The following is a 23,945-nucleotide window of genomic DNA, read 5'->3' on the forward strand; positions in this document are numbered from 1 at the left end:
CCGCGCCCGACCCGGCGCCCGCGCCACCGCGCACCCGTTCCGGTAGCGTCCGCCCCACCATGGTGAGCTCGGCATCCAGCACCGGCGCAGCGTCCGCCGCCCGCGGCGCGCGACGCACCGAACGGCTGCTCAACCTCGTCATCGCCCTCTCGGCCACCCGCCGCTGGCTCACCAAGGAGCAGATCCGCGCCGCCGTGCCCCAGTACGCCGACTGCGCCACCACCGTCGCGTTCGAGCGCATGTTCGAGCGCGACAAGGAGGACCTGCGCGAGCTGGGCGTACCGCTGGAGACCGGCGGCGAGGACCCCCTCTTCGGCGACGAGGCCGGCTACCGCATCGACCGCGACGCCTACGCCCTGCCCGAGATCAACTTCACCCCCGCCGAACTCGCCGTGCTCTCCCTGGCCAGCCGCGTCTGGCAGCAGGCCAGCCTCGCAGGCCCCGCCACCCGCGCCCTCGTGAAGCTGCGCAGCCTCGGCGTGGAACCCGACGAGTCCTCCCTGGTCGGCCTCGAACCGCGCGTGCGCACCAGCGAACCCGCCTTCGACCCCCTCTACGCCGCCACCCGCGACCGCGCCCCCGTCTCCTTCGACTACCGCCGCGCCGGCGGCGAGGCAGCCACCCGCCACGTCGAGCCCTGGGCCATCGTCAGCTGGCACGGCCGCTGGTACCTCGTCGGCCACGACCGTGACCGCCACGCCCCCCGCGTCTTCCGCCTCTCCCGCGTCTCCTCCGCCGTCAAGCGCATCGGTCGCCCCGGCTCCTACGAGGTCCCCGCCGACCTGGACCCGCGCGAGGTCGTCGCCGGCACCGTGGGCGAGCGCACCACCCGCCGCGCCCGCCTCCTGGTGCGCCCCGGCAGCGCCCTGGCCGTGCGCCGCCGCGCCGTCTCCACCGCACCCGCGGCCGTGCCACCGGACCGCGCGCCCGACGACGCGCCCGACGACGTCGTGGAGGTCGACGTGGCCGACGTCGAGGTCAGCGCCGACGAGCTCGCCGGCTACGGCGACGCCGTCGTCGTGCTCGACCCCCCCGACCTGCGCGACGCCGTCCTGCGCCGCCTGCGCGGAGCCGCCGGCCTCGGGACCGGCCCGGGACCCACCGACCGGGGTGGTGCCCGGTGAGCGGCAGCGCCTCCACCGAACGCCTCTCCCGCCTGCTGGCGATGGTGCCCTACCTCCTGCGTCACCAGGGCATCCCCCTGGAGGAGGCCGCCGAGCACTTCGGCCTCGACACCGACGACCTCGTCCACGACCTCGAGCTCCTCTTCGTCTGCGGCACCCCCGGGCACCTGCCCGACGACCTCATCGACGCCCGCTGGGACTCCGGGCGCGTCTACCTCTCCAACGCCGACCCCATCGCCCGCCCCGCCCGCCTCGCCGTCGACGAGGCCGTCGCCCTCCTGGTGGGCCTGCGCACCCTCGCCGAGGTCCCCGGCCTGCACGACCGCGACGCCCTCGACGGCGCCCTGGCCAAGCTCACCGAGGCCACCGGCGAGGCCGCCGCCGCCGCCGGCGCCGTGCGCGTGGACGTCCGGCCCGGCGACGACGCGGCGCTCGCCGGCGTGCTGGCCACCTGCCGCGACGCCCTCGCCGGCCGCCGTCGGCTGCACCTGGCCTACCTGGTCCCCAGCCGCGACGAGCTCACCGAGCGCGACGTGGACCCCATGCGCCTGGTCACCGTGGACGGCCGTTGGTACCTGGAGGCCTGGTGCCACAGGGTCGAGGGCGTGCGCCTGTTCCGCCTGGACCGCATCCAGAGCGCCCGCGCGCTCGACGTCGACGGGACCCCGCCGGCGCGCGCGGTCTCCCGCGACGTGCAGTCGGACCTGTTCCGGCCAAGCCCCGACGACACGGTGGTCACCCTGGACCTGGCGCCCCAGGCGGCGTGGGTCGTGGACTACTACCCGGTGGAGTCGGCGGTGCCCGCGCCCGAGGACGCCTGGGAGCAGGCCTCGCTGCGCGTGCGGCTGCGCGCGGCGGACACCCGCTGGGTGCGCCGCCTGCTGCTGCGCCTGGGCGCGGGGGCGCGCGTGGTCGACCCGCCGGAGCTGGCGGTGCAGGTGCGCGAGGCGGCCGTGAGCGCCCTGGAGCGGTACGGGCGGGGCGGTCGCTGAGCGCAGCGGTGCGCGGCCCCGGAACCCCTCCGCCCCGGGCGCTCCGCCGTCCGGGCGCCACCGGTGACGCGCTGCGCCAACCTGTCGGGCGAAGGGCGTTCAAGGAAATCGAGGACCCTGCCGAAGCAGTGGGGGTCGGACGGCGGGACAGCCGCCCACACCACGAACGGAAGGTGCTGACCATGACCACGATCAAGGCTTCCTGCCCCTGCTGCGGCGACGTCGAGCTGACCCCCAAGCAGGTCCGACTCGTGGTCTGCTCGGCCAAGGAGCGCTCCTTCTACGCCTTCGACTGCCCGCAGTGCAAGGACGAGGTCCGCAAGCCCGCCAGCGAGGACGTCGTGGCCCTGCTCGTCTCCGGCGGCGTGGCCGTCGAGCGCTGGGTGATCCCGGCGGAGGCCATGGAGGAGCGCCACGGCGCCACCATCGCCTGGGACGACGTGCTGGACTTCGCCCTGGTGCTGGACTCCTGCGACGACCTGGCCACCCTGGCCGCCCGGGGCCTGTCCCTGCGCTGAGCACCACCCCCGAGCCCGGGCCGCCCCTGGGAGTTCGCTGGGTGTTTGCCGCGGAGTGCGCGTGGCAACCCCGCGGCGGGCCGCGGGGACGTACGATGACCGGGCACCGTCCCCCTACGGAGGTTGAGAACCATGGGCGCCATGAAGCCCTGGCACATCATCGTGCTGGTCGTCGTCCTGCTGCTGCTGTTCGGCGCCAAGCGCCTGCCCGACGCCGCCCGCGGCCTGGGACGCTCGCTGCGCATCTTCAAGAGCGAGGTCAAGGAGATGCAGAAGGACGACGACGACGTCGCCGAGCGGGACACCACGTTCAGCCCCAAGGCCCTGGACGACGGCCGTGTCGACGGCACCGCCTCCGGCGCCCACGTCAACGGCAGCCGCAGCAGCGAGGCCCCCAGCGCCTCGCGCGAGCGCTGAACCCGCGCTGACCGGCTGAACCGCTGACAGGAGGCTCCGGCGACGTGGCGGTCACGACCTTTCGACGGCGACGTGCGCCCAAGGACCCCGAGGGGCGCATGCCCCTGCGGGAGCACCTCGAAGAACTGCGCAAACGGCTGTTCCGGGCAGCGCTCGGGGTCGTCCTGGGCGCTGCCGCCGGCTGGTGGCTGTGGCCCAACGTCGTCCTGCCCATCCTGGCCATGCCCGCGGAGTCCTTGCCGAACGGCGGGCTGAACTACGCCGCCGCGGTCAGCCCGCTCGACATCCAGGTCAAGGGCGCCCTCTGGGTCGGCGTCATCGCCTCCAGCCCGGTCTGGATCTACCAGCTGTGGGCGTTCGTCACGCCCGGGCTCACGAAGAAGGAACGCGCCTACGCCGTCGGTTTCGTCTTCGCAGGTGCCCCGCTGTTCCTGGCCGGCCTGGCGCTGGCGTACTTCATCCTGCCCACGACGATGAAGCTGATCGTCTCCTTCACGCCCGACGGCGCCTCCAACCTGATCGACGCCCCCAGCTACCTGTCGTTCGTCATGCGGCTGCTGCTGGCGTTCGGCATCGCCTTCCTCCTGCCCGTCCTCCTGGTCGCGCTGAACTTCGCCGGCCTGATCACGGGTGGGGCCATCCTCAAGCAGTGGCGCATCGTCGTCTTCCTCTGCTTCCTCTTCTCGGCCATCTTCACGCCGACCCCGGACGCGCTGACGATGATCGTCATGGCCATGCCGCTGATCTTCTTGTTCTTCCTGGCGATCGGCATCTGCCTGATCAACGACAAGCGCCGTCGTCGCAACTCCGGTGAGCCGGACTTCGAGCACTTGTCCGACGACGAAGCAAGCCCCCTCTGAGGGGCTCGGCACGCCCGCGAGGGCCGGCGGTGTGAGCGCCCCCGGCCCCGTGGGTCTGCTCGTCAACCCCACCGCCGGACGCGGGTCGGGCTTCGCCGCCGGCGCCCGGGTGCGCGCCGAGCTGCGCCGGCTGGGCCACGAGGTCACCGACCTGTCCGGCCCCGACCTCGACGCCGCCCGCCGCGCCGCCCGCCGCGTCGCCCGCCGCGTCGCCCGCCAGGAGCAGGCCCTCGTCGTCGTCGGCGGTGACGGGCTCGTGCACGCCGCCGTGCAGGAGGTCGCCGGTACCGGCACCGCCCTGGGCATCGTCCCCGCCGGGACGGGCAACGACATCGCGCGAGGCCTCGGCCTGCCGCTGGGCGATCCGGCCGTGTCGGTCGCCGCGCTCTCCGCCGCCCTGCGCGAGGGCCGCCACCGCGACGTGGACGCCATCCACCTGCGCACCGCCGAGGGCGAGCGCTGGTGCGCCAGCATCGTCGCCTCCGGGGTGGACGCCCTGGTCAACGAACGCGCCAACGCCTGGCGCTGGCCCCCCGGCCCGGCCCGCTACACCCTCGCGGCGCTGCGTGAACTGGCGCTGGTGCGCGGGGTGGGCCTGCGCATCGAGCTGGACGGGCGGGAGCTGCGCCGCCGGGTCCTGCTGGCCGCCGTCGCCAACACCTCCTGCTACGGCGGCGGGCTGCGGATGGCCCCGGACGCCGACCCCACCGACGGGCTGCTGGACGTCGTCGTCGTCGACGAACTGCCCCCGCCGGCGGCGCTGCGCCTGTTCACCCGCCTGCGCACGGGCGAGCACCTGCGCTCCCCGGCCGTGCAGGTGCACCGCGCCCGCCGCGTGCGGCTGGAACCCCTCGACGAGGAGCCCGGCACCCGCCGCGTCGCACGGGCGCAGCGCCTGCCCCACCCGCACGCCGACGGCGAACCGGTCGGCACCCTGCCCCTGACGTGCGAGGCGGTGCCCGCAGCGCTGCGCGTCCTGGCCTGAGGAGCGCAGCCCCGCCGCGCACCGGTGGTGGCCGTGACGTACTGTCGCCGCATGGCGAGCCCCGCGGAACGCTACGCGGCAGCGCGCCGTCGCACCGAGGAGTCGCGCACCCAGCTCGCGCAGTTCGCGAGCACGCTCGGCTTCGACCTCGACGGCTTCCAGCTGCAGGCGTGCCAGGCCCTCGAAGCCGGCCGCGGCGTGCTGGTCGCCGCCCCCACCGGCGCGGGCAAGACGGTCGTCGGCGAGTTCGCCGTGCACCTCGCCCTGCGCACCGGCCGCAAGGCGTTCTACACCACCCCCATCAAGGCCCTCAGCAACCAGAAGTACGCCGAGCTCGCCGAACGCCACGGCACCGCCAGCGTCGGGCTGTTGACCGGTGACAACTCCGTCAACGGCGAGGCGCCCGTGGTCGTCATGACCACCGAGGTGCTGCGCAACATGCTGTACGCCGGCTCCCCGCTGCTGGACGGCCTGGGCTACGTCGTCATGGACGAGGTGCACTACCTGGCCGACCGCTCGCGCGGCGCCGTGTGGGAAGAAGTGATCATCCACCTGCCCTCCGACGTCCTCGTGGCCTCGCTGTCGGCGACCGTCTCGAACGCCGAGGAGTTCGGTGCCTGGCTGGACACCGTGCGCGGCGACACCGAGGTCGTCGTCTCCGAGCACCGTCCCGTGCCGCTGTGGCAGCACCTGCTCGTCGGCACCGAGCTGTACGACCTGTTCACCGACCCCGCGGGCGACCCCCTGGAGGGCGACGAGGGCTCGCTCGTGCCCGGGGCCATCGTCAACCCCGAACTGGTGGCCATGTCCCGCCAGCAACTGCGCAGCGACCGCCTGGCCGCCGGCCCGGGGCGGGGCCGTGGCCGTGGCCGCGGACCGGTGCGCTCGCGCCCGGGCGGCGGTCGCTACGCAGCCGGCCCGCCCGGCGGGCGCACCCCCAGCCGCGCGCAGGTCCTGGAGGTCCTGGACGCCGCCGGGTTGCTGCCGGCCATCACCTTCATCTTCAGCCGCGCCGGCTGCGACGCCGCCGTGGGGCAGTGCGTGGCCTGGGGGCTGCGGCTCACCACGCCCGAGGAGGGCAGGACGATCCGCGCCGTCGCCGAGGAGCGCTGCGCGGAGATCCCCTCCTCCGACCTCGCGGTCCTGGGCTACTGGGAGTGGCTGGACGGCCTCGAACGCGGCCTGGCCGCCCACCACGCCGGCCTGCTGCCGGTGTTCAAGGAGACCGTCGAGCACCTCTTCGCCGCCGGCCTGGTCAAAGCCGTCTTCGCCACCGAGACCCTCGCCCTGGGCGTCAACATGCCGGCGCGCTCGGTCGTGCTGGAACGGCTGGTGAAGTGGAACGGGCAGACCCACGTCGACGTCACACCGGGGGAGTACACCCAGCTCACCGGCCGCGCCGGCCGCCGCGGCATCGACGTCGAGGGCCACGCCGTCGTCCTGTGGAGCGCCGGCACCGACCCCGAGGCCGTCGCCGGCCTGGCGTCCCGGCGCACCTTCCCCCTGCGTTCCAGCTTCCGGCCCACTTACAACATGGCCGTCAACCTCGTCGAGCAGGTCGGTCGCGACCGCGCCCGCGACATCCTCGAGACGTCCTTCGCGCAGTTCCAGGCCGACCGCGCCGTCGTGGGCCAGGCTCAGCAGATCCGCGACCAGCAGCGCGCTCTGGACGGCTACCGCCAAGCCATGACCTGCCACCTGGGCGACTTCGCCGAGTACTTCGCCCTGCGCCAGCGGGTCGGCGAGCGCGAGAAGGAGCTGTCCCGCGCCGGCGCGGCGCAGCGGCGCGCCGAGGCCCGCACGTCCGTGCGGCGCCTGAGCACCGGAGACGTCGTGCGCCTGCCCGGTGGCCGCCGCGAGGTCTTCGGCGTGGTGCTGGACCTGGTGGACGGCAAGGGGTTCGACGGCCCCTCCCCGCGCGTGCTCAGCCAGGACCGGCAGGTGCGCACCATCTCCGCGCACGACTTCACCGCCGCCGTGGAACCCGTCACCCGCGTGAAGGTGCCCAAGGCGTTCAACTGGCGCAGTCCCCAGGCCCGCCGAGACCTGGCCTCCTCGCTGCGCAACGCCCTGGCCCGGGTCGGCGGCGGCGACCTCCCGCCGCGCCGTCGCAGCGCGAGCGCCGGCACCGACGACACGGTGCTCGCCGACCTGCGCGAGCAGTTGCGCTCGCACCCCTGCCACGGCTGCTCCGAGCGTGAGGAGCACGCGCGCTGGGCGGTGCGCGAGGAGAAGCTGGCCCGCGACACCCGCGCCCTGCAGCGCAGCATCGAGGGGCGCACCGGCACCATCGCCCGCACCTTCGACCGCGTGTGCGACCTGCTGGCCGAGCTGGGCTACCTGAGCCCCGACGGCACCGCCGTCACCGATCCCGGCCGCACCCTGCGCCGCATCAACGCCGAGACCGACCTGCTGGTCGCCCAGTGCTTGCGCCACGGCGCCTGGGCCGGCCTGGGCGCCGCCGACCTCGCAGCCGCCGTGTCCACCCTCGTGCACGAGTCGCGTCGCGACGAGGGCTCGGGCCCCGAGCGCATCCCGCGCCGGGCCGAGGACGCCATCGACACGACCGTGCGCCTGTGGAGCGACCTCACCGACCGCGAGGAGCACCACAAGGTGCCCGTCACCCGCGAGCCCGACGCCGGCCTGGCGTGGGCCGTGCACCGCTGGGCCTCCGGGCACCGCCTGGACGCGGTGCTGCGCGAGGCGGACCTGGCCGCCGGGGACTTCGTGCGCCGCTGCAAGCAGCTCGTCGACCTCCTCGACCAGATCGCCGCCGCCTCCGTGGACCCCCTGGTGCGCTCGGCCGCGCGTGACGCCGTCGACCTGGTCCGTCGCGGCGTCGTGGCCCACACCTCGCTGACCTGAGGTCCGGCTGCGGACCCTCCAGCTCGACCGGAGGGTCCGCAGCCGGACCCTCGACCTCACCTGCAGGGTCAGCTCCGTCCAGGGGCGGGCCCGCCCGGGTCAGCCCCTCGGGCGTGCGCACCCGCCAGGGCGTCGAGCACCCGGGCGACGCTGGAGGCCAGCCCCCAGCGCTGCGCGAGACGCTCCAGCGCCCGCGGGTGGGCGGCGGTCGCCGGCAGCGCGTCGGGCACGACCGGCACGGGAGCGTCGCGCACCACCCGCACGACCACGGGGGCGGCGTCCAGGTAGGCGGCCGCCTCCAGCAGCCGGCGGCGCTGTGCGGCCGGCACGGTCGAGCCGGGGGCGGCCGCCGCCGCGCGCACACCGGCCAGGTCGCCGTGTCGGGCCAGCAACCCCGCGGCCGTCTTGCCCCCGATGCCGGCGACACCGGGCAGGCCGTCGGAGGGGTCTCCGCGCAGCACCGCCAGGTCCGCGTACCCGGCCCCGTCGCGCACCCCGTGGCGCTCGGCCAGCCACGCCTGGTCCACCACCTCCGCCTTGCGCACGCCCCTGCCGACGTAGACCACGCGCACCCGTGCGGCGTCGTCGACGAGCTGGAACAGGTCCCGGTCCCCGGTGACCACGTCCACCGCCACCCCGCCGGCCGCCACCGCGCGGGTCGCGAGCGTGGCGATCACGTCGTCGGCCTCGAAGCCGGGGCAGCCCACCCTCGCCACGCCCAGCGCCGCCAGGACTTCGGAGATGACCGGCACCTGCGGGCCCAGTGCGGCGGGGGAGTCCTCGCCGCCGTCCGCCCCCACCCGGTGCGACTTGTAGGACGGCAGCGCCGCGACCCGGAACGCCGGGCGCCAGTCGTCGTCCCAGCAGGCCACCAGCCGCCCGGGCCGGTGCTCGGTGACCAGGTGGGCGACGGCGTCCAGGAAGCCGCGCACGGCGTTGACCGGTGTGCCGTCGGGGGCCGTCAGCGACTGCGGCACGCCGTGGAAGGCCCGGTAGTACAGCGACGCCGCGTCCAGCAGCAGCAACCGGGCGGGGGCGCCGGGGGGCGGGGTGGGGGAGGGGTCGGCCACCCGGGGATCCTCGCACCAGGCCGTGTCCTCCGGCGGGTCCGCGAGGGGGTCCCCCGGAGGTCGCGCCCGGTCACCGACGAGCGGAGGACGCGGGAGCGCCGCGCGTGCCGCACCCTGGAGGGGAAGCGGACCCGCCCGTCGTGCACCGGGCGCCCGGGTGGGCCGTGCGACGACGAGGGGACCGCTGTGCACACCACCGACCGCCAGACCACCCGCACCACCCGTCCGCGCCGGCTGGCGCTGCTGGCCACCAGCGGTGCGGCGGCCCTCGCCGTGGGCCTGAGCGCCTGCGGCGGCGAGGACCCGGCCGCCACCGGTGCCGTCACGACCGAGCTGAGCGCCTACGAGGTCGTCCAGGCCTCCGCCGAGCGGTCCAGCACCGCCGGCAGTGCGAAGTTCGCCTTCACCGCCGAGGCCACCGCTCCCGACGGGGAGGGCGCGACCGTTTCGGGCGAGGGTGCCTTCGACGCCGCCGAGGAGGAGGTCCGCCTGCAGCTGACCCTGCCCGCCGATGCCGGGACCGTCGCCGGCGGTCAGGTCGAGCTGCGCCTGGTCGACGACGTGGCCTACGTCTCCGGGGCGCCGCTGACCGGCCAGGGCCAGTGGGTCCGCCTGCCGCTGGAGGCCGCGGCCGCCGCCGGCCTGGACACCGCCACCCTGGACCCGGCCCACCAGCTGGAGCAGCTGCGCGCCGTCGCCGACGACGTGCGGGAGGTGCCCTCGATCGACGTGCGCGGTGTCGAGGCGCGAGGCTTCAGCGGCACCATCGACCTGCAGGAGGCGCTGCAGCAGTTGCCCGCCGAGCAGCGCACCGCGGAGGCCGAGCAGGCCGCTGCGGAGGTGGGCAGCGTGCCGTTCACCCTCTACGTGGACGAGGAGAACCGCCCCGTGCGCCTGGTGGTGCAGGTGGCCGACCTCGACGGCGGCAGCGCCGAGGTGAGCATGGACTACTACGACTGGGGCAGCGACGTGGACGTGGACGCGCCCGACCCCGCCGCGGTGACCGAGCTGCCCGCCGGGCAGATGCCGGTGGGGCAGGGCGCCGGCGCCTGACCCGCTGGAGGCCTGCGGGCTGGGCCCGGCCGGAGGTCCGGCCGGGCCCAGCCCGCCGGGAGGGACGAGGCGGGAACGTCACCTCCGACCCTGCCGCCTACCCTGCACCGGTGGACGAACCCCGACCCGGCGCGCGACGGCTCTACCGCGGTGGCGCCGTCTACAGCCCCGCCGATCCCTTCGCCACGGCCATGCTCGTCGACGGCGGGACCGTCGCCTGGGTCGGCCCGGACGAGGCTGCCGGTTCCTGGACGCGCGGGGACGAGGAGGTGGTCGACCTGCGGGGTGCGCTCGTCACCCCCGCCTTCGTCGACTCCCACGTGCACCTGACCGAGACGGGGCTGCGGGCCACGGGCATCGACCTGGCCCGGGTGCGCTCCGCCGCTGAGCTGCTCGCCGCCGTGGCCCGCGCGGTCCGCGGCCGCGGCAGCGGGGACCTGGTCACCGGTGCCGGCTGGGACGAGAGCGCCTGGAGCGGGGGAGGGCTGCCCACCCGTGCGCAGCTGGACGCCGCGGCTGCCGGTGCTCCCGTGCACCTCGCGCGGGTGGACGGCCACAGCGCCCTGGTGTCCAGCGCCCTCGCCCAGCGCGCCGGGCTGCCCCTCGTCCCCGCCGGGGCGCCGGGCAGCGCGCTGGTGTCCGGGGCGGCCCACCACGCGGCCCTGGACGCCCGTTGGGACGCCCTGGGCCCCGCGGCGGCGCTGGGCGCCCGCCGGGCCGCTCTGCGCGCTGCCGCGGCCCGCGGGATCGGCGCCGTGCACGAGATGTCCGGTCCCGCCCTGGCCCCGCCGGGGGACCTGGCCGCGCTGGTGGCCCTGGCCGGACCCGGCAGCGCCGCTGAGCGCGCCCGGGGCCGGGAGCCGTTGCCTGACGTGGTCCCTTACCACGCCCAGGCACTGACGGACCCGGGCGCCGTGGACGACCTGCTGGCCGCCTTCGCGGAGCGGGGTGTGCGCCTGGCCGGCGTGGGGGGCGACCTCTCGGTCGACGGTTCCCTCGGCTCGCGGACCGCTGCCCTGAGCGACGGCTACGCGGACGCCCCCGGGTCCCGGGGCAGCCTGCACCTGGACGTCGACGCCGTGCGCGCGCACCTGGCCGCCTGCACCCGCGCCGGCGTGCAGGCGGCGTTCCACGCCATCGGGGACGCCGCTCTGCACGTCCTGGCGGAGGCCCTGGTGCGTGTCGCCGACGAGCTGGGGGTCGCCGCGGTCGCCGCCCGCGGTCACCGGGTGGAGCACGCGGTCGCCGCGGACGCCGGGGTCGTCGCGGTCCTGGGCCGACTGGGGGTGGGGGTGTCCGCGCAGCCGGCCTTCGACGCCACCTGGGGCGGGCCGGGGGGGTTGTACGAGCAGCGTCTGGGCCGCGAGCGCGCCGCCGCGCTGCACCCCTTCGCCGCCCTGGCCGTCGCCGGCGTGCCGCTGGCGCTGGGTTCCGACAGCCCCGTCACGCCCCTGGACCCGTGGGCGGCGGTGCGCGCGGCCGCCTTCCCGCACCGCGAGGAGCACGCGATCTCGGTGCGGGCGGCGTTCCTGGCCCACACCCGTGGCGGGCACCGCCTGGCCGGGCTCGGGCACCCCGGGGTGCTGCGCCCGGGGGCACCGGCCACCTACGCGGTGTGGGAGGCGGGGGACCTGGTGGTCCAGGCCCCCGACCGGCGCCTGTCCGGCTGGAGCACCGACGCCCGCTCCGGCACCCCCGGCCTGCCCGACCTGACGCCCGGCACTCCCGCGCCGCGGTGCCTGCGCACGGCGGTCGAGGGCGTCGTGGTGCACGACGTCCTGGCGCGGGAGGAACCGCCCCGCTGACCCCACGCGTCCCGTCCGTCCACTGTCGCACCACCGTGTGTGCACCGGCTGGACACCCCCCGACACACCGCCCGACACGCCGGGGAACGCCGCCTCCCGGGCTGGATCCGCCCGTGCGGGCGGCGCTCTGACCAGCGGCGATGCGCGTTCTCGCAGGTCACGGCCCGGTTGACAGCGCTGCGTGTCCGAGTAGCTTCGGTCAGGCAGCCCACGACGGGGAAGCCGGCCGGCCCGGCCGATCACCCGCCGCCGCAGCCGCACCACCTGCGACGGCGGACGCTGACCAACCGGCCGGAGTGGGCGCGGTCGGGTCCGCACGCCCTTAGACAACGGCGTGCACCTCGTAGCCGACGGGGTGCACGACGGCCCGAGGGGTGCGGCGGACCCGGCCTGGTCCCCCCACCCGCCCCCGCGCCTCCGCGTGGCCGCGTACCCTCGAGCGGTGAGCCGCACACCGCCCCCCGCCCCGGTGAGCCCCTCCCCGGCGATGACGCTGGCCCTGGCGCTGGCGGGCGGTGTCGCCGCGTGGGCGGCGTTCCCCGGCGCCGTCCGCGCGGGTGGGCTGTGGTGGACCGCGCCGGTGGGGGTGGCGCTGCTGACACTGGCGACCACGGGAGTGCGCGTCCGGCGCGGTGCGCTGGCCGGCCTCGTGTTCGGGTGGGCCTTCCTCGTGCCGCACCTGGCCTGGAGCGGCACCTACGTGGGTCTGCTGCCGTGGTTCGCGCTGGCGACGGCCTGCGCGCTCTTCTACCTGGCCCTGGGGGCGGTGCTGCCGCGCCTGCAGCGCGCCCGCGCCCACCTGGGGCCGTTGGCCGTGGCGTGCGGGTGGGTGGGCGTGGAGGCGCTGCGCGCCCGGGTGCCGTTCGAGGGCTTCCCGTGGGGCCGGCTGGCCTTCTCCCAGGCCGACGCCCCCACGGTGGCGCTGGCCTCGGTCGGCAGCACCGCCCTGGTCACCTTCGCCGTCGCGCTCGCCGGGGCGCTGCTGGCCGCCGCCGTGCACGCCCTGCTGCGCCTGCCGGCTCCCCCGGGTGCCGCCCGGGCGGTGCCGCGGGCCGTGCCGGCTGCGGCCGCCGTGCTGGCCGCCGCCGCGGTCACGGCCGCGGGTGCCCTGGTGCCGCGCCCGACCGCCACCGAGGACGGGACGCTCCAGGTGGCCGCCGTGCAGGGCAACACGCCCGTGGCGGGGCTGGACTTCAACGCCGAGCGCCGCGCCGTGCTGGACAACCACGCCCGTGCCACGCAGGAGCTGGCCGCGCAGGTCGCTGCGGGGGCGGCCCAGCAGCCGGACGTCGTCCTGTGGCCGGAGAACTCCAGCGACATCGACCCCTACGGGAACGCCGATGCCGAGCGCGTCATCGAGGCCGCCGCGCGGGCGATCGGCGCACCGGTGCTCGTGGGGGCCGTCGTCGACGGACCCGCCCCGAACGTGTCGAACACGGGCCTGCTGGTCACGCCGCAGGACGGCATCGACGGGGCGCTGCAGGACCCGGCGCGCCACTACGTCAAGCAGCGTCCCGCCCCCTTCGCCGAGTACGTGCCCCACCGGGACTTCTTCCGCTCGTTCACCGACAAGGTCGACCTGGTCACCCGCGACTTCGTGCACGGCGACGCGGTGGGACTGCTGGAGGCGGCCGGCGCCCGCATCGGTGACGTCATCTGCTTCGAGGTGGCCTTCGACGACACCGTGCGCGAGTCGGTGCGCGCCGGCGCGCAGTTCCTGGTCGTGCAGACCAACAACGCCACCTTCGGCTACTCCGACGAGGCGGTCCAGCAGTTGGCGATGTCCCGACTGCGGGCAGTGGAGTCCGGGCGGGCCGTGGTGCAGATCTCCACGGTCGGCGTCAGCGCCCTGATCGCGCCCGACGGCACGGCTCACCAGGAGACGTCGCTGTTCACCACCGCCGTCCTGCAGGGCGAGGTGGCGCTGCGCTCCAGCCAGACCCTCTCCACCCGCCTGGGCGCCGTTCCCGAGCTGGCGCTGAGCGTGCTGGGAATGGTGCTGCTGGTCACCGCGCGCCGTGGTCCACGTGGCCCGGCCAAGCGCCGCGGAGTCAGCGCGGGCGCCCGGCCGACCGGCGGGACCGGCGAGCGCCCCAGCCCGGTGGCGCTGTGAGCGTCCCCCTGGGCCCTGGTGCGCAGGCCCGTGGAACGGGCGGCCGGGGGGCGCGGCCCGTGCGCGGGCGCCGGCCGCGCTGGGCGGCGCCGGTCCTGCTGGGCCTGCTGGTGCTGCTCGCGGTGGAGGTCTGGCTGCTGGTGCTGCTGGCGGACGTGATCACCCCGGTGGGGGTGCTGGTGCTGCTGGTGGTGGAGACCCTGGCGGGGGTGGCGGTGCTGCGCCGGGCCGGTCGCCGGGCGCTGGGTGCGCTGCGCTCGGCGGGCGGCCAGGCGTTCCCGGGTGCGTTCCCGGGCGGTACCGCGCCGCCGGGTCCCGGGCCGGTGGGCGACGCGGTGCTGGTCGGCGCCGGGGGAGCGCTGCTCGTCCTGCCCGGCCTGCTCAGCGACGTGCTGGCGCTGCTGTGCCTGCTGCCGCCGACGCGGGTGCTGGTGCGCCGGCTGGGCGCCCGCCTCCTGCGGGCTCGCCTGCGGCGGGCGCTGGGTCGTGCGGGTCTGGACCTCGGCGCCGCGGGCCGTGCGCGCGTGGTGGACGGCGACGTGGTGGACGCTGAGGTGGTGGACGGTGAGGTGGTGCCCGAGGACCCGCCCGGGCCGCGGCGCACCCTCGGGTGGCCGGGGGACCGGCGGGACCGGCCTGCGCCGCCCGGCGGGGGAGGGTGAGCTCGCACGCACGAGGGCCGGCTCACCCGTGCGGGTGAGCCGGCCCTCGGTGTCGGCTGCTCAGGCGCTGCGCTTGATGAGCGCCCGGCTGCGCAGCAGCTCAAGGCGTTCGTCCAGCAGGACCTCGAGCTCGGCGATGGTGCGCCGCTCCAGGAGCATGTCCCAGTGCGTGCGCGCCGGCTTGCCCGACTTCTTCTCCGGTGCCTCGGTGTCGGCGCGCAGGGCTTCCTCACCGCAGCGGCACTCCCACAGCGCGGGCACGTCGGCTTCCAGCGACATGGGCACCACGGTGGTGTGGCCGTTGGGGCAGTGGTAGCTGATCTGCTGGCGCTCGGCCAGTTCGACGCCGGACTCGCTCTCGAGGCTGGCGGCCCCGAGTCGGGACCCTCGCAGGTTGCGCTCGCTCATGTGACCTCCCCACGTACGGTTCCCTGCCCTCCCGCGGACCCGGGGGGAAGGGGACTCCCCGGGTAGAACGCCGCGCACCTGGCCCCTGTTCCGGGCGTGCCGCGGCGAACGTGTGGAGGTCGTGTGCGCAGCGCAGCGGATCGGTAACGCATAGTGATTGGGTCGTTGCCCGTGGTGTCCCCCTGCGGGGGGTCGTCGACGTTCCGGCGTCGGACTCCCGGCAGGCTCACCCCTGACCCGCGTCACGAGCTCCGGCGGCCACGTCCACCCGCCGCAGCAGCCACGCCCCCACCACGAAGAACACCAGCAGCGCCACGAGCGCCGGCCGGTACGAACCGCTCAGCTGCGCCACCAGACCGAACACCAGCGTGCCCAGCCAGCTGGTCCCCCGCTCACCGGCCTGGTAGAGCCCGAAGTACTCCGCCTCGGCCCCTACCGGCACCAGGCGGCTGAACATCGAGCGGGCCAGCGCCTGCGTGCCGCCCAGGACGAGCCCGATCAGCACCGCCAGCGCCAGCCACGCCTCGAACGCGCCGCGCGGCACCGCGAACGCCGCCAGCACCACCACGATCCACAGCCCGAGCCCGGCCAGCACCGTGCGCTGCGCACCGAAGCGTCGAGCAGCGCGCCCGAACAGCAGCGCACCGCCGAAGGCCACCCCCTGCACGAGGAGCACGGTGGTGATCAGCTGCGAGGAACCGAACCCCAGCTGCTCCTGGCCGTACACGCTCGCCGCGGCCACCACCGTCTGGATGCCGTCGTTGAAGACGAAGTACGCCAGCAGGAACCGCAGCGCCTGCGGGTACCGGCGCAGACCCCGCAGCGTGCGCACCAGCTGCCGCGCCGGGGCCAGCACCCCACCACCGGCCGCGTCCACCGGCGGGCGCCGCGCTGGAAGGTGCCGCAACCCCAGGACCGGCACCAGGGTGAACGCCCCCCACCACAGGCCTGCCGAGGCCAGCGACAGGCGCACCGCGCCCTCCTCGTCCAGCCCCAGCAGGCCGGGGGAGGACACCACCACCAGGTTCAGCCCCAGCAGCAGGAAGCCCGCCAGGTACCCGGCCGCCCACCCCCGCGAGGACACCGCGTCCCGCTCGGCCGGCGCCGCCACGTCGCACAGCAGCGCGTCGTTGACCACGCTGGAGGCCGTCAGCGACAACGTCGCCACCACCGCCAGCAGCACTCCCAGCTCCCAGCGGTCCCCGCTCAGGGCCACCATCGCCGTCGCCGCCGCGGCCCCCGGCCACGCGAACACCCCCAGCAGCACGTTGCGCCGCCGCGCCCTGTCGGCCACCGCCCCCGCGAACGGCAGCAGCAGCGCCGACAGCAACGTCGCCAGCGTCGTGGTGTACAACGCCAGCGACCCCGGCGCCACCTGCACGCCCAGCACCGACAGCGCCCGGGTGCAGCCCTCCGCGACGCCCTCGCACGCCGCCCGCCGTGCCAGCACCGTCAGGTACGGCGCGAACAGCACCGTCGCCGTCGTGGTCACGTACGCCGAGTTCGCCCAGTCGTACACGTACCAGCTGCGCCGCGCCCGCAGCAGCGCGCGCCCCGGTCCGTCCGGCACCGCCGGGTCCAGCGCCCGGGCCGGCGGTGCCGTCACCCCGGCACCCACTGCCCGCGGGCGCGCAGCACCCCGCGCAGCACGTCCGCCCGGTCCGTGATCAGGCCGTCCACCCCCAGGTCCAGCAGGGCGTGCATCTGCACGGCCTCGTCCACCGTCCACACGTGCACCTGCGCCCCCGCGCGGTGCACCGCGTCCACCAGGGCCTCCGAGACCACCGCCACCCCGCGGTGGCGCACGGGCACCTGCACCGCGTCCACGCCCCCCAACGCGGCACGGACCACCGCCGCACGCACCGCCCCGGGCGAGCGCAACCCCGCCAGCGCCGCCGCCGTGCGCACCAGGCTCGCCGACGTCGCCGGCCGCGAGCCGTCCGCGCCGCGCCCGGCCGCTGCCAGCGCCGCCACCCGACGCCGCTCGCTGAACGAGGTCAGCAGCACCCGCCCGTGCGCGCCGGTGCGCCGCAGCACCCCGCCCAGGCCCGCCAGCGCCGCCGGCGTCTTGACGTCCACGTTGAACCGCGCCCCGGGGAAGGACCCCAGCGCGTCCTCCAGCAACGGCACCGGCTCACCGGGACCCCCTGAGGAGGATCCCACCCTCGCGGTGCGCACCACCGACCACGGCAGCGCCGCCAACTGCCCGCTCACGTCGCTGACCCGGTCCAGCCGCTCGTCGTGGAAGGCCACCAACCGCCCGTCGGCCGTCGCGCGCACGTCGGTCTCCAGGTGGGTGAAGCCCAGCTCCACCGCCGCCGCGAACGCCGCCAGCGTGTTCTCCCGGCCCGTGAGCGAGAAACCGCGGTGCGCCACCGCCAGGGGGCCCGGGTGCTCGCAGAACGGGTGCCGCGCCACGGGGCGCGGCGCGGGCGGCCTCATCAGCCGGTGAACTCCCAGTGCCACGGCTCGAACTGCCCACCACGGTTCTGCGCCCAAGCCGGGTTGATCCACCCGTACAGCGCCGCGTTGCGGTCCATCCAGAGGTGCTCGGCCGAGGAGGCGTTCTGGATGCCACCACCGAGGTCCACCGCGATGCCCAGGCCGTGCCGGCTCGTCCCGGGCCGCGCCGCCAGACCCGGCTTGCGCGCCGCGACGGAGATCTGCCCGGCCAGCGTGCGGTAGGAGTCGGTCACCGAGATCAACTTGCCGAACTCCCGGGCGAACGCCTCGCTGAGCCTGTTGAACGCGGCTGCCGCGTCGGCGCGCAGCACGTGGTTCGGCGCGGCCCAAAGGGGGCACAGCGCACTGCGCGGGATCTGCCCGTTGGCGTACCCGGCCGTCGACGCCCCCGTGCACTCGCCGACCGGCCCCACCAGCCCACCGGAGACCGACGCGCCCGAGGCCGCCGCGGCGGCGGCCGCGCGGGCCTCCGCCTCGACCTTCGCCTTCTCCAGGTTCGCGGCCCGCTGCTCGTCGGTCAGCGCCGCGCCCGAGGCCGCCGCCTGCAGGACCGCCAGCTCGGCCACCTCGGTGCGCTGCTGCTCCACGAGCGCGTCGGACTCCTGCTTGGCCGCCGCCGCCGCGTCCGCCTGCGTCCGCGCCTCCACCGCCGCGGCCTCGGCCCGCGCCGTGGCGTCGGCCTGCACGCGCTGCGCCTCCTCGTAGGCCGTCACCGCGCTGCTGCGCCCGTCACCGATGCGCTTGACCGACGCCAGCGCGCTGGTCGTCTCGTCCGTGGGGCCCTGCTGCAGCACCGTCACCAGGCTGGAGTACTGCTGCAGCGAGCCCCCACCGCGGTAGGCCTGCGAGGCCCACTGCCCCAGGTCCTTCTTGCCCTCCGCCAACGTGGCTTCGGCCTCGGCCAGCCGCTGGCGCTGCGCGGCCTCCTCCGCCTCGGCGGCGGCCTTCGCCTCCATCGCCACCTGGTAGCGCTCCAGCGCCGCGCTGGCCTGCGCAGCCAGCGCGTCCAGGGCCGCCTGCGCACCGCTGAGCTGCTGCTGCGCCGCCTCCGCCGCCCCGCGCGACTGCTCAGCGGCCCGCCGCGCCTGCTCCAGCTCCTCCGCCGTGGGGGCCTGCACCGCACCCAGCGCCGCGGGCACCGCCGCCGACGCCGCACCCGGCGTGCCCAGCCCCAGGCAGCCCACCCCCAGCACCGCCAGCGCCAGCAGCGCCACCGGACGGCGACCACCGCGCGCACGCGACCCGGCAGCCACGAGCGGGACGCGCGAGGGGACCTCCGTGGTCCCGGTGGGACGCTCGGCGGTGGGCAGCGGGGCGGCGGTCAGGGGGTTCAGCAGCACGATCGGCACGTCCAGAGCGTTCAGGGGCGCGAGCCCGGGTCGGCGGCGGGTACCTGCGGGGTTCCGGCGCCTCGCGGGACACCGGTGCGGAGGACCCCTCCAGGTCCGTCCGGCCGCGAGACTACCCCCCGCAACGTCGGCACCCGGAAGACCGACACGTAGCTGGGGACAGCCGATGTGAGCGGCCTCACGTCCACGACACGTCACTCGTCACTCACGGAGCGCACAGCTCAGACCGCCAGCCCCCGCCTGGCACAGTGGCCCCGTGCCCCCCGACCCCCGGCAGCCGGGCCACGCACCCACCCCGCCGCCACCGGTCCTCGCCGCCGTCGCCGAGGCCGCGGCCCGCGACGCCGGCGGGCTGGACCCCGACCTCCTGGGCGACTTCCTCGACGCCGTCTGGACGGCCGTCCTCGCACGCCGCCGCCTGCCCGCCCACCGCACCGCCCGCTACCGCGCCCTCGGCGAGCGCGCCGCCGGCAACGGCGTGGCGCTGCGCGCCCTGCTCGACCTGTACCTCTCCGCCGCCTGGCGCCTGTGGCGCCTGCTGCCGCCCGTCGCCGCAGCCACCGACGGCACCCGCGCCACCGACGGCGCGCCCGTGGACGCGGGGGCCGTCGTCGACGCCGGGGAAGTCCTCCTGCGCGCCTCCGACGACGCCGTCGCCGCCCTCACCGAGGGCTACCAGCTCGCCCGCCGTCAGCTGGTGCGACGCGAGGAGTCCGCCCGCCGCGAGTTCGTCGACGACCTGCTCACCGGCAGCTCCGACCTGCCCGGCCTGCTGCACCGCGCCCAGCGCTACGGCCTGGACCTCGCCGCCCCGCACGCCGTCACCGTCGTGCGCGCCGGCACCCCGTACACCGAGGGCTCCACGCTCCTGGCCGGCCTCGAGCGCCGCCTGCAGGGGAGCGCCGCCGACGCCGACCCCCTGGTCGCCACCAAGGACGGCGCCCTGGTCGTCGTCTTCGCGGCCCCCGACCGCGACGCCGTCCGAGACGTCCTGGACCGCGTGCGCACCGTCCTGGGGCCACCGGCCACCACCGGCTGGCGCGCCGGCGTGGGCCGCCCCGGCGCCGGCGCCGGCGCCGTCGTGCAGTCCTACGAGCAGGCCCGCCGCGCCCTGGACCTGGCCCACCGCCTCGACTGGAGCGACCCCGTCGCCGACACCGCCGACCTCGTCGTCCACGACGTCCTCCTGCGCGACCGCACCGCCGCCCGCGACCTCGTGCGCACCCTCCTGGACCCCCTGCGCGACGTGCGCGGCGGCCCGGAGCCCTACCTGGCCACCGTCGAGGCCTACCTGGCCGCCGGCGGCAACGCCACCGAGACCGCCCGCCGCCTCCACCTGTCCGTGCGCGCCGTCACCTACCGCCTCAGCCGCCTGCGCGACCTCACCGGCGCCGACCCCGCCGACGCCTCCGGCCGCTTCGCCCTGCAGGCCGCCGTCCTGGCCGCCCGTGCGCTCGGCTGGCCCGACGACGACACCTGAGCGACCCCCGAACGCCGCTTCGTTGCCGAGTCCCGGCAACGAAGCGGCGCTCAGGTCGTCCGCGTCTCGACCCTGCCGGATCTCCCCGCTACCCCCACCATGGAGTGAGTGGCGACGACCGTCGCCGACACCGAACCGGGAGGCAAGCAGTGGACCTGAGCCTCAACGTGCCCCTCTGGGCGTGGGTGGCCTTCGCCGCAGTCGTACTGGTGATGCTGCTCGTCGACCTGCTGGGACACCGCGGCGCCCACGTCATCTCGTTCCGCGAAGCCGGCATCTGGAGCGCCGTCTGGGTGGGCATCGCCCTGATCTTCGGCGCCATCATCTTCGCCGTCTACGGCGTCGAGGCGGGCACCGCGTACACGACGGCCTGGCTGCTGGAGAAGAGCCTGTCCGTCGACAACCTCTTCGTCTTCGCGCTGATCTTCGGTTACTTCAAGGTCCCGCGCGAGTACCAGCACCGCGTCCTGTTCTTCGGCGTCTTCGGCGCCCTCGTCTTCCGCGGCATCTTCCTCGGCCTGGGCGTCGCCGTCGTGGAGCGCTTCACCGCGGTCCTCTTCGTCTTCGGCGCGATCCTGCTGTGGTCGGCCTGGAAGATGCTCAAGGACGACGACGTGGACATGGACCCCAGCCAGAACTTCGGGGTCCGGCTGCTCAAGAAGATCGTCCCGATCAAGGACGAATACCACGGCCAGAAGTTCTTCATCAAGGAGGCCGGCAAGCGCTACGGCACCCCGCTGCTGGCGGTCGTCGCGGCCATCGAGGCCGCCGACCTCCTCTTCGCCGTCGACAGCGTCCCGGCCGTCCTGGCCGTCACGAGCGACCCGTTCCTGGTCTACTCCTCCAACGCCTTCGCCATCCTGGGGCTGCGAGCGCTTTACTTCCTGCTCTCCGGCCTGCTCGAGCGCTTCCACCTGCTGAGCAAGGCGCTCGCGTTCATCCTGGCCTTCATCGGCGTGAAGCTGTTCTTCCAGGCCGGCCACGAGGTCATCAGCCCCGCGATCCCCCACATCCCCACCTGGGTGAGCCTGACGGTGATCATCGTGTCCCTGACGCTGGCGATCGTGCTCAGCCTGCGCCGCCCGGCCCCGGAGGGTCACGGCCAGAGCCCTGAGGGGACCGAGGAGGTCACCGGTCGCGCCGGTTCCGCCGACGGGGGCGACGCGTCGCCGGACGGGTCCGGCGCTCACGGAGCACGCGCCCGCTCGGGCGAGCGGGAGCACTGACGGCACGTCGCCACCACCGCGGGAGCCGGTACCGGGTCGAACCGGTACCGGTTTCCGTGCGTGCGCGGGGGGTGCGGCTGCGGCGTGCGGTCGCTACAGGCCGACCCGCGAGGCGGGGTTCTCCTGCGGCACGACCGCGCCCTGGGCGTAGGCGGTCAGCGACGCGGGGGAGCGGTGCCCGCTCTGCCGCATGATCGAGCGGTCGGGCACGCCGTAGCGCACCGCGGAGGCCACGAAGCCGGAGCGGAGGCTGTGCCCGGCCACGGTGGCGGGGTCCATGCCGATGGCGGCGGCCCGGCGCTTGACAACGTCGGCGATCGCCTCTCCGGTCATGCGCCGCGGCTTGAGGGACCTGCCGCCCTTGGTCATCGACCGGAACGCGGGTCCGGTGGTCAGGCCGGCCAGCGAGGCCCAGGTCTCCCAGGAACGCACGGGGCACGTGGCCCGGTGCTCCCCCCAGGGCAGGTCGACCTGTCGCCGCCCGCCGTCGCCCTTGCCCTGCCCGTCGTCGCGACCCCGCACGGTGACCCGCAGCCCCTCCGGGGTGCGCGCAACGTCCTCGACGTCGAGGGCCGCCAGTTCGGAGCGCCGCAGCGCACCGGCGAACCCGACGACGAGCAGGGCGCGGTCGCGGGCGTCCATGACGGAGTCCTCCTGCAACGGGGCCACCAGGTCCCCGAGGGTGCGCGTCAGCACGGCCTCGACCCGCCGCACCTGCTGCGTGGGGCCGTAGCGGCGTCGCAGCCGCTTCCAGGTGGCGTGCACCTCGTCGGCGGCGGTGGGCCGGGTGATCCCGATGAGGCTGTGCGCCACGCTGATCGCGGCCAGGCGCCGGCGCAGGGTGGACAGGGTCAGCAGTTCGCCGTGCGCTTCGAGGTAGGCCGCCACGGTGGGGCCGTCCGTGGGCAGGGGGTCGCGCCCCTGGGTCTCGCACCAGCCGGCGAAGTGGGCGAGGTCCTTGGCGTAGGCGCGCCAGGTCGCGGGTGCCCGCCCGGAGCGGTGGGCGGCGGGGAGCGCGCCGAGCCACGCCTCCACGGAGACGGGGTCGGTCGCCGGGGGCGGGTCCGCGAGCGGCGGGTCGAGGTCCACGAGGTCTGGCGGGTGCTGACCCTCGCCGGGAGTGGTCACGGCGCTACTGTAACTCCTGTGGTTCACGAGAAGAAGAGGTTCTCGCGGGTGAAGGTGAACGACGAATCGCGTTGACACGCAGGACGCGGCAGATGGCACGGGAGCCGCACCGGACCAGGTGCTCCGACGTGGTGGAATGCGCGGCGTGCCACGCTCCTTGCTCATCGCGGCCACCGCCAGCTACGGCGCCAACTGCGCGCTCGGGGGTGCCGTCGCCACCGGCCGCCTGGACACCTCGGGGGCCCGGTGGGTGCACCACGCCGTGTACGTGAGCACGGTGGTGCTCACGGCGGCGGCCGCGGTGCAGCTGGCCGCCGGTGGCGACCGGGCGCTGTGGCGCCTGCTGCCGGTGGCGTTGCCGCTGGTGGCGGTCCCGGGCGTCTCGGCCCGGTCCCGGGGGCACGTGGCGCTGGCGCTGTCCGCTGCGCCCGCGTACGCGGCGGCGCTGACCACACCGCGGGAGCGCTGACCCCGTGGAGCTGCTGGAGGCGATCCGGCGACGCCGGACGACGAACGGTCCGTTCCTCCCGGACCCGGTGTCCGCGGAGCACCAGCGCCTGCTCGTGGAGGTCGCGGGCCGCGCGCCTTCGCAGCTGAACAGCCAGCCGTGGCGGTTCGTGCTGGTCGAGTCGCGCGAGACGATCGAGGCGGTCGCCCGCACCAGCGGCGAGAGCATGACCCAGGCGATGAGCAGCGGCACGTTCTTCGAGCGGTACAAGCGGTGGTTCCGCTTCAGCGCCGAGGAGATGGAGCGGGAGCGGTCCGGGATGCTGTTCGACCGGATGCCCGCGCCGCTTCGGCCGTTCACCTCGCAGGTGTTCACCCGGCGCGGGCAGCGGGTCGTCAACGCCCTGCGCGTGCCGCAGACGCTGGGGGAGGAGAACCGGCGGCTGGTGGCGGGTTCGCCGCTGCTGATGGGCGTCCTGCTGGACCGCACGGAGTACCGGCCGGGGGAGCTGTCGGCGTTCTACTCGCTGTTCAGCATGGGCGCGGCGATGGAGAACGTCTGGCTGACCACGACGGAGCTGGGGCTCGGCATCCAGTTCGTGTCCTTCCCCATGGAGGTCCCGGGGGCGTGGGACCGGATCGCCGGCTTGCTCGGGGTCCCGGACGACCTGGAGCTGATGGCCGTGTACCGGATCGGGTACCTCCCGCCCGAGCAGCGCAGGCCGGCGATCGACTGGTCCAGCAGCCAGCGAAAGCTGGTGTCGCAGTATGTCTTCCGCGAGAGGTGCGACACGCCGCAGACCGGCTGGGACGAGGCTGCTCCCTCACCGGGGTAGGCGCACCGGCGGAGACGGTCGTGGGGGGGGGGGGGGGGGGGGGGGGGGGGGGGGGGGGGGGGGGGGGGGGGGGGGGGGGGGGGGGGGGGGGGGGGGGGGGGGGGGGGGGGGGGGGGGGGGGGGGGGGGGGGGGGGGGGGGGGGG

21 protein-coding genes are annotated in these 23,945 nt (G+C 75.9%); 15 read left to right on the forward strand and 6 right to left on the reverse strand.

The annotated features are described in order from the left end of the window. Positions 1 to 59 precede the first annotated feature (59 nt). The 7 genes from ACRYR8_RS13605 (at position 60) to ACRYR8_RS13635 (ending at position 7,761) form a co-directional block, all read left to right on the forward strand. Positions 60 to 1,124 (forward strand): helix-turn-helix transcriptional regulator, encoded by a 1,065-nt coding sequence (locus ACRYR8_RS13605; protein WP_432485123.1) that lies wholly within the window; start codon positions 60 to 62, stop codon positions 1,122 to 1,124. Continuing rightward, on the forward strand, positions 1,121 to 2,116 hold the full coding sequence (locus ACRYR8_RS13610) for a helix-turn-helix transcriptional regulator (protein WP_432485125.1): 996 nt from the start codon (positions 1,121 to 1,123) through the stop codon (positions 2,114 to 2,116). The genes ACRYR8_RS13605 and ACRYR8_RS13610 overlap by 4 nt, the downstream gene beginning before the upstream one ends. Before the next feature lie 182 nt (positions 2,117 to 2,298). Further along, positions 2,299 to 2,634 carry a hypothetical protein gene (locus tag ACRYR8_RS13615; RefSeq protein WP_432485127.1) on the forward strand — a complete coding sequence of 112 codons (336 nt, stop codon included), beginning with the start codon at positions 2,299 to 2,301 and terminating at the stop codon, positions 2,632 to 2,634. 132 nt (positions 2,635 to 2,766) lie between these two features. Then, the gene (gene tatA, locus ACRYR8_RS13620; RefSeq protein WP_432485129.1) at positions 2,767 to 3,051 is read left to right on the forward strand and encodes a Sec-independent protein translocase subunit TatA; all 285 of its coding nucleotides are present in this window, start codon (positions 2,767 to 2,769) and stop codon (positions 3,049 to 3,051) included. A gap of 44 nt (positions 3,052 to 3,095) precedes the next feature. Further along, entirely contained in the window at positions 3,096 to 3,911 is an 816-nt protein-coding gene (gene tatC / locus ACRYR8_RS13625) for a twin-arginine translocase subunit TatC (protein WP_432485130.1), read from the forward strand. A 31-nt stretch (positions 3,912 to 3,942) separates the two neighbouring features. After that, the gene (locus tag ACRYR8_RS13630) at positions 3,943 to 4,896 is read left to right on the forward strand and encodes a diacylglycerol/lipid kinase family protein (protein ID WP_432485131.1); all 954 of its coding nucleotides are present in this window, start codon (positions 3,943 to 3,945) and stop codon (positions 4,894 to 4,896) included. A 51-nt stretch (positions 4,897 to 4,947) separates the two neighbouring features. Beyond that, positions 4,948 to 7,761, forward strand: a complete 2,814-nt coding sequence (locus ACRYR8_RS13635; protein ID WP_432485132.1) for a DEAD/DEAH box helicase — start codon at positions 4,948 to 4,950, stop codon at positions 7,759 to 7,761. A 68-nt stretch (positions 7,762 to 7,829) separates the two neighbouring features. On the opposite strand, the gene ACRYR8_RS13640 is transcribed toward ACRYR8_RS13635, so the two are convergent. Continuing rightward, positions 7,830 to 8,831: a 5'-3' exonuclease gene (locus tag ACRYR8_RS13640; protein ID WP_432485133.1), complete on the reverse strand. Its 1,002-nt coding sequence runs from the start codon at positions 8,829 to 8,831 to the stop codon at positions 7,830 to 7,832. A gap of 186 nt (positions 8,832 to 9,017) precedes the next feature. Between ACRYR8_RS13640 and ACRYR8_RS13645 the strand changes: the two genes are divergently transcribed. The 4 genes from ACRYR8_RS13645 to ACRYR8_RS13660 all read left to right on the forward strand — a co-directional run bounded on the left by ACRYR8_RS13645 (position 9,018) and on the right by ACRYR8_RS13660 (position 14,464). Next, positions 9,018 to 9,884 carry an SCO4651 family lipoprotein gene (locus ACRYR8_RS13645; RefSeq protein WP_432485134.1) on the forward strand — a complete coding sequence of 289 codons (867 nt, stop codon included), beginning with the start codon at positions 9,018 to 9,020 and terminating at the stop codon, positions 9,882 to 9,884. Between the two features lie 110 nt (positions 9,885 to 9,994). Continuing rightward, on the forward strand, positions 9,995 to 11,689 hold the full coding sequence (locus ACRYR8_RS13650) for an amidohydrolase (protein WP_432485135.1): 1,695 nt from the start codon (positions 9,995 to 9,997) through the stop codon (positions 11,687 to 11,689). 442 nt (positions 11,690 to 12,131) lie between these two features. After that, positions 12,132 to 13,802, forward strand: a complete 1,671-nt coding sequence (lnt, locus tag ACRYR8_RS13655; protein WP_432485136.1) for an apolipoprotein N-acyltransferase — start codon at positions 12,132 to 12,134, stop codon at positions 13,800 to 13,802. After that, positions 13,799 to 14,464 (forward strand): FxsA family protein, encoded by a 666-nt coding sequence (locus tag ACRYR8_RS13660; RefSeq protein ID WP_432485138.1) that lies wholly within the window; start codon positions 13,799 to 13,801, stop codon positions 14,462 to 14,464. The genes lnt and ACRYR8_RS13660 overlap by 4 nt, the downstream gene beginning before the upstream one ends. Before the next feature lie 60 nt (positions 14,465 to 14,524). On the opposite strand, the gene ACRYR8_RS13665 is transcribed toward ACRYR8_RS13660, so the two are convergent. The 4 genes from ACRYR8_RS13665 to ACRYR8_RS13680 form a co-directional block, all read right to left on the reverse strand. After that, positions 14,525 to 14,872, reverse strand: coding sequence for an RNA polymerase-binding protein RbpA (locus ACRYR8_RS13665; protein ID WP_432485139.1), 348 nt, complete (start codon positions 14,870 to 14,872; stop codon positions 14,525 to 14,527). 226 nt (positions 14,873 to 15,098) lie between these two features. Continuing rightward, complete coding sequence (locus ACRYR8_RS13670; RefSeq protein WP_432485140.1) at positions 15,099 to 16,478, reverse strand: MFS transporter; 1,380 nt, start codon at positions 16,476 to 16,478, stop codon at positions 15,099 to 15,101. Further along, entirely contained in the window at positions 16,475 to 17,314 is an 840-nt protein-coding gene (locus ACRYR8_RS13675; RefSeq protein ID WP_432485142.1) for a glycerophosphodiester phosphodiesterase family protein, read from the reverse strand. The genes ACRYR8_RS13670 and ACRYR8_RS13675 overlap by 4 nt, the downstream gene beginning before the upstream one ends. Then, positions 17,314 to 18,675 (reverse strand): D-alanyl-D-alanine carboxypeptidase family protein, encoded by a 1,362-nt coding sequence (locus ACRYR8_RS13680; RefSeq protein WP_432485143.1) that lies wholly within the window; start codon positions 18,673 to 18,675, stop codon positions 17,314 to 17,316. The genes ACRYR8_RS13675 and ACRYR8_RS13680 overlap by 1 nt, the downstream gene beginning before the upstream one ends. Before the next feature lie 265 nt (positions 18,676 to 18,940). Between ACRYR8_RS13680 and ACRYR8_RS13685 the strand changes: the two genes are divergently transcribed. Next, positions 18,941 to 20,164 (forward strand): PucR family transcriptional regulator, encoded by a 1,224-nt coding sequence (locus ACRYR8_RS13685; RefSeq protein WP_432485144.1) that lies wholly within the window; start codon positions 18,941 to 18,943, stop codon positions 20,162 to 20,164. A gap of 212 nt (positions 20,165 to 20,376) precedes the next feature. After that, positions 20,377 to 21,390: a TerC family protein gene (locus ACRYR8_RS13690; RefSeq protein WP_432485150.1), complete on the forward strand. Its 1,014-nt coding sequence runs from the start codon at positions 20,377 to 20,379 to the stop codon at positions 21,388 to 21,390. Positions 21,391 to 21,483: 93 nt separating this feature from the next. On the opposite strand, the gene ACRYR8_RS13695 is transcribed toward ACRYR8_RS13690, so the two are convergent. Continuing rightward, complete coding sequence (locus ACRYR8_RS13695) at positions 21,484 to 22,518, reverse strand: tyrosine-type recombinase/integrase (RefSeq protein WP_432485146.1); 1,035 nt, start codon at positions 22,516 to 22,518, stop codon at positions 21,484 to 21,486. A gap of 145 nt (positions 22,519 to 22,663) precedes the next feature. Here ACRYR8_RS13695 and ACRYR8_RS13700 point away from each other — a divergent pair, with 145 nt between their 5' ends. Together ACRYR8_RS13700 and ACRYR8_RS13705 are read left to right on the forward strand one after the other, a co-directional pair. After that, positions 22,664 to 22,987, forward strand: a complete 324-nt coding sequence (locus tag ACRYR8_RS13700; RefSeq protein WP_432485147.1) for a hypothetical protein — start codon at positions 22,664 to 22,666, stop codon at positions 22,985 to 22,987. Positions 22,988 to 22,991: 4 nt separating this feature from the next. Continuing rightward, positions 22,992 to 23,801 carry a nitroreductase family protein gene (locus ACRYR8_RS13705; protein WP_432485148.1) on the forward strand — a complete coding sequence of 270 codons (810 nt, stop codon included), beginning with the start codon at positions 22,992 to 22,994 and terminating at the stop codon, positions 23,799 to 23,801. Positions 23,802 to 23,945 lie beyond the last annotated feature (144 nt).

This window comes from Kineococcus esterisolvens (assembly GCF_050871405.1).
In the GTDB taxonomy this organism is placed as follows: domain Bacteria; phylum Actinomycetota; class Actinomycetes; order Actinomycetales; family Kineococcaceae; genus Kineococcus.

Excerpts from the sequence above, each read along its gene's own strand:
- ACRYR8_RS13675 (WP_432485142.1), bottom strand. The coding sequence starts at position 17,314 with ATGAGGCCGCCCGCGCCGCGCCCCGTGGCGCGGCACCCGTTCTGCGAG.
- ACRYR8_RS13615 (WP_432485127.1), top strand. The coding sequence starts at position 2,299 with ATGACCACGATCAAGGCTTCCTGCCCCTGCTGCGGCGACGTCGAGCTG.
- ACRYR8_RS13665 (WP_432485139.1), bottom strand. The coding sequence starts at position 14,872 with ATGAGCGAGCGCAACCTGCGAGGGTCCCGACTCGGGGCCGCCAGCCTC.
- ACRYR8_RS13635 (WP_432485132.1), top strand. The coding sequence starts at position 4,948 with ATGGCGAGCCCCGCGGAACGCTACGCGGCAGCGCGCCGTCGCACCGAG.
- tatA (WP_432485129.1), top strand. The coding sequence starts at position 2,767 with ATGGGCGCCATGAAGCCCTGGCACATCATCGTGCTGGTCGTCGTCCTG.
- ACRYR8_RS13690 (WP_432485150.1), top strand. The coding sequence starts at position 20,377 with ATGCTGCTCGTCGACCTGCTGGGACACCGCGGCGCCCACGTCATCTCG.
- ACRYR8_RS13605 (WP_432485123.1), top strand. The coding sequence starts at position 60 with ATGGTGAGCTCGGCATCCAGCACCGGCGCAGCGTCCGCCGCCCGCGGC.